This is a genomic window from Terriglobus sp. ADX1, assembly GCF_036877645.1.
In the GTDB taxonomy this organism is placed as follows: domain Bacteria; phylum Acidobacteriota; class Terriglobia; order Terriglobales; family Acidobacteriaceae; genus Terriglobus.
Genome location: NZ_JAEDXV010000003.1, coordinates 126,321 through 140,075, shown reverse-complemented (window position 1 = coordinate 140,075; position 13,755 = coordinate 126,321). Strand labels below are relative to the sequence as shown.

Below are 13,755 nucleotides of genomic sequence, written 5' to 3'. Positions count from 1 at the left end.
TCTTACGTTAGCTTCCAGTAGGTCACGTACCGCTCATGCGCAATCTTGTAATACGGAACCAGCGTAACGCTGGGTGCAGAGCCACTTGCCGGGATGGTAAAGGTGAGCGGTGATCCAGTCGGCCTTGCTTGTTGGATTAGTGTCGAGGGCTCTCTTGTCAGGGTCGGCGCGGTGAAGGGCGTGTTGAGAACCTTGCCGTAGAGACGCTCGTTCGCATTGATATCGCCACGAAGTGGTATGCCTTCGCTTCCAAGTGCGCCCGCGAGCACAATAGGCCCATAAACAAATGCAATGATGCGCTCGCTGCCGGGCAAAGGCACAGTTCGCAATTCCATAGGCATATCGAACTCGATCACATCACCGTTGTTCCACACGCGTTTCAATTCGATGTAGGAACTTGCTTGCTTCGACTCAACAACCGGCTTGCCATTGATTTTGACCTTCGCGATGCGGCACCAATGAGGATGCCGCAGGTACACGGTCGTCTCTATCGGTTGATCGCACTTCCATTCCAGCCTGATTGCACCAGCTTCAGGAAATTGCGTCGTCTGTGTCAGTGACACTCCGGGCTGCAACCGAACCACCGACGGTATGAAGAGATTCACGTAGATGGAATCTGCTCCTCTGAAATAGATCGAGTCGTTGTACTTCGCATGGTTCTCCATGCCGGTGCCGGTGCAGCACCAGAACGAATCGACCGGAGTGCAGTAGAGCTTCATGTATCCCGGACGATTTCCCTGAAAGTAGGTCACCATACCGGTGTCAGGGTCCTGCGAGGCAAGGATGTCGTTGTACAGCGCACGCTCGTAGAAGTCCGCATAGGCCGCAGACGGATTCAGTTCGAAGAGCATTCTTGTCAGCTTGAGCATGTTGTAGTCGCAACACGTCTCTGAAGTTTTCGCAGAGAACACGTGTTCGCTGAAATCCGCGACTGGAAAGAAGTGCTCTTCATCACCGTGATTACCATTTACGAAGGAACGCGTGGTCGCAACCGTCTTCCAAAAGAAGGCTGACGCTGCAAGGTAGTTCTTCTGACCAGTGACTTGGTAAAGCCGATTGAAGCCGATGACCTTTGGGATTTGCGTGTTGGCGTGAAGGCCATCCAGATGATCGCGTGACTTGGAGAGTGGATCAAGAATAGCTTGATGACAGAAGCGCTTTGCGAGTGCGAGATAACGCGCATCACCAGTCATCTCATAGGCGTCCGCAAGCACTTCATTCATGCCGCCATGCTCTACGTCCAACATTTTCTGGAACTGCTCATCCGTGAGCGGAGCCGTTGCTGCAACTGCCCAATCGCAGAACTGGACCAATACATCCAACGCAACAGGGTTGTCGGTATACACACTTGCATCGCGCAACCCGGCATATACCTTGTGCAGCGTGTACCACGGTACACCGGTGTACCTCTTACCACTGAGGACGGTGTCCATGAGGACATTGCCCTCGGGGAAAGCAGTGACAAGACCTGTCTTACCTGCAACCTGACAATCGTGAAGTTCAGCAACGATGTAATCCGCGCGTTGCTTGAAAAGCTCATCACGAGTTGCGCCGTACATCAGTGAGCACGCCGATAAATAGTGGCCAAGGGTATGGCCCTGGCAATGAATGTCAGTCCACGTAGGCGCAGATTCCCAGCCACCGTAGATTTCTGCTTTCGGTTGCAGACCCGCGTTAACACGAAATGAGTGAAGCATCCGGTCGGGTTCCAGGGCTAATAAGTAGCCCTGACTTTTGAGACGAGCTTTGAGAAAAGGACTATCCAGCAGATCGACATCGCCAAGAGCGAATGGAGTAACTGTCCGCGTAACTGGCGACGGTGGTAGCTCTGGCGGCTGTATAGATGAAAAGGTCTGCGACGTAGCAAAAACCTTTGGGCTTGCTGCAGTAAGCCCAAAGGTTCCCATGCCTTTGAGCAGCCCACGACGAGAGAGACCGATTTGATTGCTTGGCATCGTCAAAGAAAACGTCTCGACCGAATCAATATACGCCGTGGCCCGATGCAAGAAAAAGAGAAGCGCTACACAGGCTTATCCGGCTGCGACTGGTAGATCTCCTCCACCCGTTCCACTGTGTCAATATCGGAAGGAGATTTATCCCGGCGAATCTGCACGATGCGCGGAAACCGCAGAGCAAAACCCGACGCATGGCGATCGCTGCGCATGATGTTGTTGAACGCAATTTCAAGCACCACTAACGGCTCAACGGTGCGGAAGTGACCGTAATCCTCCAGCGTGTGCGCTTTACTCCACTCGGTGAGTTCCACGATCTCCGCATCCGTCAGACCACCATAGGCTTTGCCCACGTTCTGCAGCGATCCATCACTGGCACGCACTGCAAACGTGTAATCCGACAGCACCTGCGAGCGACGTCCGTGACCATACTCTGCACCGGTGATAACGACATCCAACGTATCCAGATGCCGCTTCAGCTTCATCCATGAAAGTCCGCGACGACCTGGCTGATAGAGCGAGCCAGCCGATTTGATCATCACGCCTTCGTTGCCGCGATCACGCGCAGCAACATACGCACGATCCAGATCAGCCGCGGAGTGTGCCTCCACCACCTGCGACACACGCAACCGCTGCTCCCCATGCGAAGACGCAGCAGAGTCTTCAACAAACAGCCCACCCGAAGGTAAAGGCGGCTCCGCCTCCAATGGTGAAAGCGTCACAGTTTGCATCCGCGCTGCCAGCGCCTCCAGGCGACGACGACGTTCACTCAACGGGAGGTCGAGCAACAACTCACCATGCGCAAACAGGATGTCAAATGCCATGTAAACGACCGGCGTTCCGCTGCGGACATCGTTCGTCACCTTCTTACGCCCAATGCGCGGCGATAGCACTGCAAACGGCAACGCACGTTCATTACGCACATCCCACGCCAACAACTCCCCATCCAGAATCACGCCGCTGCCATCGCCAATCACGGCCTTGTTCACACTTGCGAAGGCCTCCACGATCTCTGGATAACTCGCCGTCACGTCCTCGCGGTTGCGTGAGTACAGCGCAACGCGCCCGGGATCATCACTGCTGCCGAAATGCAACTGCACACGCATCCCATCAAACTTGTCCTCCACCTGCGCATCCAGGTGAATCGCCTGCAACACTGCATGTTCCTGCTCCGCATCGTCCAGTGCAGATTCATCTTCCGCATGCACATGCGGCTCTGGCTCTGCATGCGATTCGGGCGGCACGCTGATGCCCGCTTCCTCCGCAGCCTCCGGCTTGGAGGCGAATCGCTTCACTGCCTCCTCCGGTGTCTCCACCGGCGACGCCAGCATGAAGCCCAGCGGATGGAAGAGCCGCATGCGCGCTTGTCGCAACGTGCCTTCGAAGGCCATCACTGTAGCGCGCGCCAGATCCGCCTCCAGCATCACAGCGTTGCGCACCTCAGCTAGCGACTGCTCCGCGGCAACGGCAATGGCCTCCTCAATCAGCGCTTGCTTCACCCCAATGCGCATGTCTCCGCTGATGAGCTTCACCAGGTACTTCGCCTCTACCGGCGAACACCGCTCCAGCAACCCAGTCAGCAACGATTGTCGTTGCGCCGTGGTCTTCGCCGTCGGAATTGCCGCAAACGCCTCTGCGACCTGTGTGAAGGTCAGACTCGGCTCCGGCGTATGGCTCTGCTCCGCAAACAGATCTCCCGCCGCTGCGCCAATATCCCCATGCCGCCGCCACGCTGCCGCAAACTGCTCCTCCGTCGGCCGCACAACATCCCGCAACACCCGCGACAACATAGCGCCGCCAATACTCAGCTTGCGCGCATCCGCCTCGGGAAACGCCTCGCCAGAAAGATACAGCGCCAGCAGACCGGCATCATCGCTGCTCCCCTGCCCTCGCACCTCCACCAAACGCTCTGCAATCAACGCACGCTTTTTCAGCTTGCTGGAGGTCTCCGCAAGAGCATCACCCAAGGTTGCGAGTTGAAGGAAGAGCGCCATGCCTCACTCTGACAGATGCCTGCGATCACGCGAACGATTGCCTGCACCAGCGCGCAAGCTCAACCATCCTAAAAGAGCAAAGGCACGGCGAACGCCGTGCCTTTGCTTGGTCCAATCTGGAGTGCTCATCAAAGCGATGGAGCGTGAAGATACGGAGCAATGCTCATCACAGAGGCTGCAAGAAGCGATGTGGTGCTGCGTTGCGCAAAGGGGGCCTCTGTGCGCGACGCTCCCGCAGGAACGTGTAGACGAGCCAGCACTGTCTTATCTGCGTCAAAGGGCGACTGACCATTTTTCGACATAATCGCATGGCAGGTATCGCAAGTAGCCGGTGCATTCACTTGCTGGTGGCAGGCGATGCAACCAGCCATGTGCAGGTTCTTCTCTTCTGCAATCGCCGTGCGCTGCGCAACAGGTCCGTGGCAGCCTTCGCAGGTAGCGCCTGCGGAAGTGTGTGTCTTATGGCTGAAGGTCACAAACGACGGCACACGGTATACGCGCACCCACTGGATGAGTTCGTTATTCTTGGCCGCGTCTGCCAGATGCTTAATGTCTGGTTTGTCCGTGGCAATAGCGGCATGGCACAGCATGCACTTGGAAGGCTGCGGGATGGCAAGCGTCGCGCCGCCGCGGTTCGGTTCATGACAGTCGTTGCAGCCAAGCTTCGCCGTGCCAACGTGCAGTTGATGGTTGAAGTTGATCGGCTGTCCCGGAGCGGTACTGCCCGTGACGTTCGGCGCAGAGGCCTTCGCCACATCGGCTGGCGATGCAACCTGCGCAGCATCATTCTGCGGCGGCGCGCCCATGGCATCATCCTGCGCGTGCGCTCCCAGAGCGAATGTGAACATCAACGCTACTGCCAGCAACAACTTCTTCAACGAACTTCTCCCCTGATGGAAACGTGCCGCTCCCGAAAGGGAAACGGCACGTTCCGTTACTGCAAGTGTACTTCTGTTTAGATGGCGACAGCGATTAGACGTTGCCCTTACGCATCTCTTCGGCCAGATACTCCGAAGCGCGCATGGCCAGCGACAGGATCGTCATGGTCGGGTTCTGCCATCCGGCGCACACCATAACGCTGGCGTCCGTGATGAACATGTTCTTGTGGTCGTGCGTCTGGTTCCACTGATTTACGACGCCCTTCTTCGGATCGTCGCTCATACGGGCCGTGCCCTGCTCGTGGATGGAGTAACCCGGTGGGTTGTACTTGTAGTTCCGCACCAGAACTTCAAAACCGGCCGCTTCAGCCATGGCAGCGGTGGTATCCACCATGTCCTTTGCCATGTTGTCTTCGTTCGTGCCGTACTTGGTGCTGATGGTCAGCGTGGGCATGCCCCATGCGTCCACGACTGCCTTGTTCAGGCTGACGTGATTTTCATAGTGCCCCAGCGTCTCACCCATGATGTTCGTGGTGAATCCGCTGCCGTTGTACTCGTCCAACTTCTTATCCAGAGCCGCACCGTATTCCGGGAACCAACGCGGATCCATCGGTCCCGGGCTGGAGGATACGTTCACAGCGTAGCCACGCATGAAGCCTGGGGTCTTGGTTTCCAGGTTGCGGAAACGCGGGATGAGTGCGCCGCCACCGATAACGCCCGGCTTGCCGCCACGCGCTTCAGGAACCGATGCCGAGATGCCTGCACCGTAAATCTGATCCGACAAGTGGTGTCCCAGCAGACCACTGGAGTTTGCAAGACCAGAGATCATCAGCAGACGTGTGGTTTCCAGCGTGCCGCAGGCCACGATGACAACCCGCGCCTTCAGCACCATCTCGCGGTGCGAGTGGCGATCGATGAAGATTGCGCCGTCCACCTTGCCCGTGTTCTTGTCCGTGGTGATCTTGCGGACAATTGCGTTGGTGATGGTGGTCAGCTTACCGGTTGCAACTGCGTCTGGAATCAGCAGGTTCAGCGATGCGGCCATACCGTCACGGCCACGCGCGGAGCGAGCCTTGGTGACGGGAACGCCCATCTTCTTACCTGCATCCACGAAGCGCTGCATCGCAGGCGACCACGGCGAGTTGTCCTCGACGAAGTTGCCATCTGGATACTGCGGCAGGTTGTCATGATGACCGCTTACCTGGAAGATCTCTTCCACGCGGTCGTAGTACGGTGCGAGATCCTTCAACGAGATCGGCCAGTTTTCGCCGAAGCCATCATGATCCTTGCACTTGAACTCGAAGTCCGACAGGCGGAAGCTCTGACGGCCCCAGTACGGCGAACGTCCACCCAGGCTGCGCACGCGCACCCAGTTGTACTGCTGACCTGCGGGGTAGTTGTAAGGGATAACCTTCTCATCGACCCACTGGTTCGCGCTGAATTCGCTCGCCTGAAAGATGTGCGGGTGGCGACCCGGAGCATCAAAACCCTTGTAGGGGAGCTGGTTCGCCGCCTTCAGCGTGCGATCCTTTTCCCAGTCAATTGCAGGACCTGCATCCAGCATGGTGACTGCAATGCCCTTCTGCGTCAGGATCTTCGCGGCCATGCCGCCGGTGTGTCCCGAACCGATAATCAGTACGTCAACCTTCTTCTCTGCCATGTCGCTCTCTCGTCTCTTCAGAACCGGTTAGGAGTGTGCTTGCTTGGTCAGCGGCGCGGATGCCTTGGGAGCACCGTGATTCACCCAGGTCTCAATGCCCGGATCCAGCGGATGCACATACATGCCAACGCTCACGCGCTCACCGGAGACTTCCGCAGCCTGCGCCCATGCAACCGAGTTCATCGTGGCCTCGCGAATATCGCGATGCGACAGTGCGATGAAGTTCTCGTGCTTCTCAATTGGAGGATGATCGTTGATCCAGCCCTTTAGGTAAGGACGGACAGCAGCGTCAGCCTGCGCAGCCGTAGCCTTCGCAAACGAAACGCCAGACTTCTTCAGGCAATCTGCGTTCAGGCGATCCAGGCCGTCGTTGTACATGGCCTGACGATCCGCCGGCGATGCGCCGATGAGGAAGTCCAAAAACTCGGGAGCTCCAGCCTGCAGTGCACCGGGATAACCCTGCGACGCGGGAACCAGCAGATCAGCAAAACGCGTCAGCGTAGCGTAGCGCGCTGGCGTGAAATAACGCACGTCTGTTACCGCTACAACGTCCGGTTCGGACAGCGGAATGTTCGGCGTTTTAAAAGATGCCATCCGCGCTTGCCGCTGCCGTGCCGCAGGTGCAGATGCGTTATTGGGAGCAACGGCCTGCTCGCCCTGGGTAAGAGTGCTGGTATTGGGCACAGGATTCGCCGCATTGGGCGAAGCCTTCTTCTGTTGAGCAAGGGCAGTGGTGGCTGCGGCCGTTACCGCTAACCCCTTAACAAATTCACGCCGTTTCATGGGCGCAATACTACGGGTTATTGATAATGGCAGTCAACGCGCCTTCAAGAAAATTCAAAGAACACCGAACAGACCCGAAACATGGCGTCAAACGGCAGCCTCGGCCTCAATTTTCCGCTCATTGCAATCGATTTCCGGGTGCAGCGCCGGACGCACACGCGGCTTCTGTGTGTCCACCACAATGGTCTCGGCAATACGATCGTGCACGCACATGCGGTTGCCGTTCAGGAAGTACTGGAAGAAGCCGAAACCGCCCTCCAGCAGCGACGCGCCATACCCCAAACCACGCTCGATGGACTGCCACCAGCCGATGCTGTCATGCGTCAGCGACAGGACCTTGATCTTCATCAGCCACTTACCCGGTGTCTGACCTTTACCTACCTTCAGCGCCACGCCGAAGAAAACAACCGACTTGATCAGCTCCGGAATCTTCTCGGTGATTTCATTGACCAGCTCCACACTGCTATGGGCTTCCGGCAGGAAATGAAAGTGCCGGAAGGGCGCCTTCAGGATTCCAATGATCAGGGCGTCGACGAGAAACGCCCATGCACGGCGTTTGAAGCTGGCCAGCGGCAGGCCGTTCAGTTCGTCAAAGCGTGCTGTCTCGTGCGCGTGAAACCAGCGCTCTCCCCGCCAAACTTTCAGCATGGGCTGCATGTCTCCTATGTGTGCGTTTGCTCTATTCCACCACAGGAGAAGCCTTTACCCTCGTTTTGCCTGCCAGACGCCGCCGTTCTTATAGGCAAGATTGCCGATGTGCCCCGCATTCGCTGCAGCCACACCCGCTTCCACCGGCGCATTTGGCTCCTTACGCGACTCCAGGCACTGGAAGAAGTTCGTCATGTGGTCGATGGTGCCATCACGGAAGGATTCTTCCTTCACGATCGGGTTTCCCTGCTTCAGGCCTTCGCGCCATACCGTCATGCCGCTGCGCGTGAGCTTCAGCGTCGCCTCGGTCCCGCGGAACTCCAGTCCGCCATCGTCGATGGATGAACTCATCATGCCCTCATAGACCACGTCGAATCCGGGGTAACGGAACGCGGCCTGGATGGTGTCCGGGCAATCCCAGTTGGTGAACACATACTTGTCGCCAAGCATGGTGGCCATCGACGGCGCTTCCGCCTTCAAAGCCCAGTGCACCACGTCAATCCAGTGTGCAAACAGGTCTGTCATGGCGCCGCCGCCAAAGTTCCAGTACCAACGCCAGCGAAAGAACTTCTCCGCGTCATACGGCTGATCCGGCGCGCCACCCAGCCACTGCTTCCAATCAAGCTGAGCCAGATCCACTGGCTTCGGCACCCAGCTTACGGCGTAGTTCTGCCACCAGTAAGTGCGCACCTGCGGCACACGACCCAGCGCACCACTCTGCACCAGCGCCACCGCATCCCGAAATTGCGACCAGCTACGCTGCTGCATGCCACACTGCAGAATGCGCTTGCCGGAACGCACGGCCTTGCGCAGCCTCTCGCCCTCTTCCATGGTGTGATTCACGGGCTTTTCCAGGTAGACATCTTTCCCTGCAGCCAGCGCCGCCGTGGCAACGCGCACATGCCAGTGATCCGGCGTGGCAATGATCACAGCATCGATGTTCTTATTGTCCGTGACCTCGCGATAATCGTTGTGCAACGTGGCATTCGTGGCGCTCGGCCGCGTCTTCACCTGTTCGCGATTGGGTACATACACATCGCTGACGGCAACAATCTCAAAATCGAAACCGCTCGCCTCCGCGGCATTCAGCAAAGACTTCATGCGGCCACCCGCGCCAATAACACCAACACGAAGACGCTGGTTCGCTCCGAAAGCAGAGCGCGAGGCAAGGGCAGTCATACCGGTGGCAAGCAAAAAGGTACGGCGGCTGGTCGAGAAAGACATATGTCACTCGCTGCTGGAAAATTGCTCTGGTATCGAGCGAAGCAAGGAGAACACGAACACTTTACGAGAGCAAGTACAAGTGCAGAAACAGGAGGAGTATTGAGCCTGCCACAAGAAAAGCAATGCATATCCAAGTTCTTCGCTCGCGAAACATGGCCCGATCCACGAAAGTCGATAAATTTCTGTCCATCAAAGGATGTAAAGCGATGATTGCGCCAAGGCTGAACGGAAAAACTACGGCTTGTCTCCAGTACCCTTCGGCGCAAGCCGCTACCGCCCCAACAAACGTTGCGATGATCATGAGCCGCCACATAAAGCGTCTGGAAACTATCACCTGGTTGAAGGGCATAGAGGAGATGCTATACCCGGCATACAATAGAAAGCGTGACGCCTGCCGCATCGGAACTGATCCAGATTGATCTCTCCCCGAAGAAGCCCACGCCCAAGCCGGAATGGCTGAAGGCGCGTGCGCCCATGGGCGAGACCTTCCATGCGCTGAAGAAGCTCACGCGCGAGCAGGGCCTACACACCGTCTGCGAAAGTGCGCACTGCCCCAACATTGGCGAGTGCTGGAATCACAAGACAGCCACCTTCATGATGCTGGGCAATAGCTGCACGCGCCGCTGCGGTTTCTGCGCGGTGCCCAGCGGCAAGCCTGAGCCGATTGATCACGATGAGCCGCGTCGCGTGGCCTATGCCGTGGCAACACTCGGCCTGCAGCATGCAGTCATCACCAGCGTGAATCGCGATGATGACAACGTGGGTGCCGCAACAGCCTTCGTGAACGTCATCTACGAAATTCGCAAGCAGGCACCGGGATGCCAGGTGGAAATTCTGACCCCGGACTTTCAGGGCACGGAAGAGGCGATCCGTCTCGTCGTTGCCGCTGGCCCGGAGATCCTGAATCACAACATTGAGACCGTGCCGCGACTGTATCGCGTGGCCAAATCCGGTGGACGCTATGAGCGCAGCATCGGCTATCTGCGTCTTGCAAAAGAGCTGAACCCGAAGCAAGTAACGAAGACCGGCATCATCGTAGGCATGGGCGAAGAGACGCACGAGCTACTGGACGTCTTCCGCGATCTGGCTGCCATCAAGGTTGACATCCTGACCATCGGCCAATACCTGCGTCCATCGAAAGACCACATCCCCATGAAGCGTTACTACACTCCTCAGGAGTTCGAGTTCCTGAAGGAAGAAGCGCTGCGCATGGGATTCAAACATGTGGAGAGTGGTCCGCTGGTGCGCTCCAGCTACCACGCACACGAGCAGGCCCAGTCCACCGGACTGAAGTAGTTTCTATAGACAGTCCACTGGCATCTTCTGCAGGCTTACATCACGCTTGCCTGCGTGAATCTGTGCGCTGACCGCCACGTTCACATCGACTGCGTTGCAATACCAGGGGCCACGTTCACGACGAATGCGGAATAGGTACTGCGTCTCATTGCTCGCTAGCATCATCACAGCGCCCCGTTGCTGTGCACGCTGACGCAGAACGTCATCGGAAGCCAATTCAAACTCCGCGCGAAAGTTTGTCAGAATCGCTTCATCCTTCTGCAGAGCGCGGTGCGAACGACGCATTCCCATCGCCGCTGAGATCAATAAAGCAACGCCGCACAACATCACGAAACAGCCAATCACGCGGCTGAAAAATCGGCGGGCATCGCGGGGACGGGTTACTCTGCTCATACCTTCTGCACCTTCTTATGAGGAAGCCTATATGAAGCTCATTGCCGCCGCTGTGATGACCGTCACCTTCTCCGCCTCCCTGCTTGCACAGCGCCAGGTTGCTCCGCACGATTTTGATCAGCCCGGCGAACACGACACTGTGATTGCAGGCAATCAGCAAAAGCAGGCCGTAACGTGTGAGAGCGGAACCGCTGTGTATGTGGAAGGTCAGGAAAACGAAGTACAGGTACACGGTCGCTGCCGCTTCGTCCGCGTACAGGGCAACAAAAACCACGTGTGGCTGGATCAGTTCACTACAGTGCCCGTGGAAGGCAATGACAACACCATCTTCGTCAGCGATCCAGAAACACGCTATAGCAGCCGCGGGAACAACAACCGCTTCGAGAAAGCGAAACGCTGAAGCACCGCGCAGTTTATGCGCGGTACTTCACTTCGCCCTTCACGAGCGTGAACTTCACCTTGCCCAGCATCGGTGCGCCGTCGAACGGCGTATTGCGCGATTTCGAGCGTGTCGTGCGCACATCATAGTTCCACTCTGCCGCTGCATCGAACACCATCACATCGGCAAACGCGTCTGTTTGTATGCGGCCCACATCGTGCCCCATCCTACGCAGATGTAGCTTCTCCGCAGGTGCGGAGGTCATCAATGCAAGAACGTCAACCAACCTCATACCGTGTTCGCGATGCAGAATGCGCAGCGATGCGCCCAGCGATGTCTCCAGTCCAGTGATGCCGTTCGGCGCACGTTCAAACTCCACATTCTTCTCGTGGTGCGCGTGCGGTGCGTGATCGGTGGCGATGATGTCCACTGTTCCATCCAACACTGCCGCGATGCACGCATCCACCTCAGCGCGTGAACGCAACGGAGGATTCATCTTGAAGTGCGTGTCGTAACGACGCGAACGCTGTGCAGGGTCGCCAGCAATCGCTTCATCTGTAAACGCAATGTGATGCGGCGCCACTTCACACGTCACATGCAGGCCACGCGACTTCGCATCGCGAATCGCCGCAAGCGCCTTCGCCGTGGACACATGCTGCACATGCAAATGCGGACGGAGCTTGGTCTCACGCTCAATCTCTTCCAGCAAACGGATATCGCGCTCCACAATGGATGACTCCGCTTCAATCGGCATGCCACGGAGTCCCAGGCGAAACGCCACAGGCCCAAAGTTCATGCTGGCACCCACCGTCATGCGCGTGTCTTCCGCATGTTGCGAGATGGGCAAGCCAAGCTTCGCAGCCTCCAACAACGCCTGCTTCATCACTTCATCTGCAAGCACCGGCTTGCCATCGTCCGTGAAGCCAACTGCACCTGCTGCAGCAAGCGCAGCATAATCCGTCAACTCGCCGCCCATGCTGCCAACCGTTGCAGCGGGCATAGCCAAAACACGCGCGGAAGGATCACGCTGCACGCTCTGCACAAACTCGAGTAACGCAACGGAATCGGTGACGGGCGTGGTGTTCGGCATGGCGACTACCGTAGTAACGCCACCTGCAACCGCGGCTAACGTGCCAGTTGCAATGGTTTCCTTATGCGTTTGTCCCGGCTCACGCAGATGCACATGCGCGTCAATGATGCCCGGCGCAACAACGCATCCAGTGCAGTCGAGAACTTCAGCGCCCATGTCCGCGGCGAAAGCGTCCAACTCGCCGGATTGCGCAGTGAAATTCACTTCACGAATAAGACCGTTCTCAAGCAGAACATCGGCGAAGTCATTCGCACCGCTTGCAGGATCAATCACGCGTCCACCGCGCAGAAGAATGGCGCTCATGCTTTTGCCTCCCCCAGCAGTGCGCGATGCAACAGGCCCATGCGCACAGCAAGACCATGCGCCACCTGCTCTTCAATCGCCGACTGCGGCCCGTCTGCCACAGCAGAATCAATCTCTAATCCACGCACCATGGGGCCGGGATGCATCACCAACGCCTTTGGCGCATGCGCGCGCAGACGCTGTTCGTTTAACTGATATCCCGCGATGTACTCGGCCGAATCAATATCCAAACCCGCAAGGCGTTCGCGCTGAATACGCAGCATCATCGCCACATCCGCCTGCTGCAATGACTTTTCGAAATCGCGCTCAATCTCCACGCCATGCGATACGTCCAGCGCTTCCTTCGGGCACAGTTCCGGTGGACCGCAGAAGATCACGCGCGCGCCCAGCTTGGGCAGCAGAATCGCATTCGAACGCGCCACACGCGAATGACGGATATCGCCTGTGATGACGACCGTCTTTCCCGCCATCGTCGTCGACGTAAGTTCCTGCGACAATCCAAGCCGCACCAACATGGTGCGCAGATCCAACAGCGCCTGCGAAGGATGCTCGTGCATGCCATCGCCCGCATTCAACACGGGCAAACCCGTCGAACGTGCCAGCACTTCCGGCGCGCCAGAATAATTCGAACGCAGGATGATGCACTCCGCGCCCAACGCACGTAGCGTCACGCCGGTGTCGTGCAGGCTTTCGCCTTTTTCAATGGACGAAGACTTATCGCTGACCAGCGTGGTCGTAGCGCCCAGCGACTTCGCGGCCAATTCAAAACTGGTACGTGTGCGCGTGGATGACTCGTAAAACAGCAGGGCTACCTTGCGTCCATCCAGATGTTTCACACGCTCGCGATGCGGTTCTGCTACCAGCCGGTTCGTCAGCGCCAGCAGGTGGGTAATGCCATCGAGTGAAATGTCATGAATAGAGGTAAGTGAGCCGGGATGGGACGCTGTCGAATTGGCAGCCGGAATGCTCATGGGTTCTTTGCGATGGTAGCAGCCCAAAGCCCGCAGTGTCCTGTTCTGGCGCAGCTTTGCGGATGAGAGCAAGACAACCCATCTCCGCAACGCGATTCTTTGCGAAATCCTCATGGCTTCCAACATCCTGCAGACACAACACGGTGTCTAAACGGTCTGTGTCGGCGGCGCACAATGTTCGCCG

At 57.5% G+C, this 13,755-nt stretch carries 12 protein-coding genes; 2 read left to right on the top strand and 10 right to left on the bottom strand.

The features are described from left to right. Positions 1-2: 2 nt before the first annotated feature. From JAO32_RS03380 to JAO32_RS03350, 7 genes are all read right to left on the bottom strand, one after another. Positions 3-1,907, bottom strand: coding sequence for a glycoside hydrolase family 127 protein (locus tag JAO32_RS03380; RefSeq protein ID WP_334237685.1), 1,905 nt, complete (start codon positions 1,905-1,907; stop codon positions 3-5). 113 nt (positions 1,908-2,020) lie between these two features. Then, positions 2,021-3,946: an ATP-dependent DNA ligase gene (locus JAO32_RS03375; protein WP_334237488.1), complete on the bottom strand. Its 1,926-nt coding sequence runs from the start codon at positions 3,944-3,946 to the stop codon at positions 2,021-2,023. A gap of 128 nt (positions 3,947-4,074) precedes the next feature. Further along, positions 4,075-4,824, bottom strand: coding sequence for a cytochrome c3 family protein (locus JAO32_RS03370; protein WP_334237486.1), 750 nt, complete (start codon positions 4,822-4,824; stop codon positions 4,075-4,077). Positions 4,825-4,918: 94 nt separating this feature from the next. Further along, a complete protein-coding gene (locus JAO32_RS03365; RefSeq protein ID WP_334237484.1) occupies positions 4,919-6,484 on the bottom strand; it encodes a GMC family oxidoreductase in 1,566 nt (521 codons plus the stop codon). 27 nt (positions 6,485-6,511) lie between these two features. Continuing rightward, positions 6,512-7,267, bottom strand: a complete 756-nt coding sequence (locus JAO32_RS03360; RefSeq protein ID WP_334237483.1) for a gluconate 2-dehydrogenase subunit 3 family protein — start codon at positions 7,265-7,267, stop codon at positions 6,512-6,514. A gap of 87 nt (positions 7,268-7,354) precedes the next feature. Continuing rightward, positions 7,355-7,924 (bottom strand): RDD family protein, encoded by a 570-nt coding sequence (locus JAO32_RS03355; RefSeq protein WP_334237481.1) that lies wholly within the window; start codon positions 7,922-7,924, stop codon positions 7,355-7,357. A gap of 45 nt (positions 7,925-7,969) precedes the next feature. Next, the gene (locus JAO32_RS03350) at positions 7,970-9,139 is read right to left on the bottom strand and encodes a Gfo/Idh/MocA family protein (protein WP_334237479.1); all 1,170 of its coding nucleotides are present in this window, start codon (positions 9,137-9,139) and stop codon (positions 7,970-7,972) included. A 384-nt stretch (positions 9,140-9,523) separates the two neighbouring features. Here JAO32_RS03350 and lipA point away from each other — a divergent pair, with 384 nt between their 5' ends. Next, a complete protein-coding gene (gene lipA / locus JAO32_RS03345) occupies positions 9,524-10,435 on the top strand; it encodes a lipoyl synthase (protein ID WP_334237477.1) in 912 nt (303 codons plus the stop codon). A 3-nt stretch (positions 10,436-10,438) separates the two neighbouring features. Here lipA and JAO32_RS03340 read toward each other — a convergent pair whose 3' ends face one another. Beyond that, complete coding sequence (locus JAO32_RS03340; protein ID WP_334237475.1) at positions 10,439-10,828, bottom strand: hypothetical protein; 390 nt, start codon at positions 10,826-10,828, stop codon at positions 10,439-10,441. Between the two features lie 31 nt (positions 10,829-10,859). Between JAO32_RS03340 and JAO32_RS03335 the strand changes: the two genes are divergently transcribed. Further along, entirely contained in the window at positions 10,860-11,228 is a 369-nt protein-coding gene (locus JAO32_RS03335) for a DUF3060 domain-containing protein (protein ID WP_334237473.1), read from the top strand. A gap of 13 nt (positions 11,229-11,241) precedes the next feature. Here the strand turns inward: JAO32_RS03335 and JAO32_RS03330 are convergent, their stop codons facing one another. Together JAO32_RS03330 and JAO32_RS03325 are read right to left on the bottom strand one after the other, a co-directional pair. After that, positions 11,242-12,600, bottom strand: a complete 1,359-nt coding sequence (locus JAO32_RS03330) for a dihydroorotase (protein WP_334237471.1) — start codon at positions 12,598-12,600, stop codon at positions 11,242-11,244. Further along, positions 12,597-13,571 (bottom strand): aspartate carbamoyltransferase catalytic subunit, encoded by a 975-nt coding sequence (locus JAO32_RS03325; RefSeq protein WP_334237469.1) that lies wholly within the window; start codon positions 13,569-13,571, stop codon positions 12,597-12,599. Before JAO32_RS03325 ends, JAO32_RS03330 begins: the two co-directional genes overlap by 4 nt. Between the last annotated feature and the right edge of the window lie 184 nt (positions 13,572-13,755).

What these genes read in the sequence shown, in the direction of transcription:
- JAO32_RS03355 (WP_334237481.1), bottom strand. Translation starts at nt 7,924, where the DNA reads ATGCAGCCCATGCTGAAAGTTTGGCGGGGAGAGCGCTGGTTTCACGCG.
- JAO32_RS03350 (WP_334237479.1), bottom strand. Translation starts at nt 9,139, where the DNA reads ATGTCTTTCTCGACCAGCCGCCGTACCTTTTTGCTTGCCACCGGTATG.
- JAO32_RS03360 (WP_334237483.1), bottom strand. Translation starts at nt 7,267, where the DNA reads ATGAAACGGCGTGAATTTGTTAAGGGGTTAGCGGTAACGGCCGCAGCC.
- JAO32_RS03330 (WP_334237471.1), bottom strand. Translation starts at nt 12,600, where the DNA reads ATGAGCGCCATTCTTCTGCGCGGTGGACGCGTGATTGATCCTGCAAGC.
- JAO32_RS03335 (WP_334237473.1), top strand. Translation starts at nt 10,860, where the DNA reads ATGAAGCTCATTGCCGCCGCTGTGATGACCGTCACCTTCTCCGCCTCC.
- JAO32_RS03380 (WP_334237685.1), bottom strand. Translation starts at nt 1,907, where the DNA reads ATGGGAACCTTTGGGCTTACTGCAGCAAGCCCAAAGGTTTTTGCTACG.
- JAO32_RS03365 (WP_334237484.1), bottom strand. Translation starts at nt 6,484, where the DNA reads ATGGCAGAGAAGAAGGTTGACGTACTGATTATCGGTTCGGGACACACC.
- JAO32_RS03340 (WP_334237475.1), bottom strand. Translation starts at nt 10,828, where the DNA reads ATGAGCAGAGTAACCCGTCCCCGCGATGCCCGCCGATTTTTCAGCCGC.
- JAO32_RS03325 (WP_334237469.1), bottom strand. Translation starts at nt 13,571, where the DNA reads ATGAGCATTCCGGCTGCCAATTCGACAGCGTCCCATCCCGGCTCACTT.
- JAO32_RS03375 (WP_334237488.1), bottom strand. Translation starts at nt 3,946, where the DNA reads ATGGCGCTCTTCCTTCAACTCGCAACCTTGGGTGATGCTCTTGCGGAG.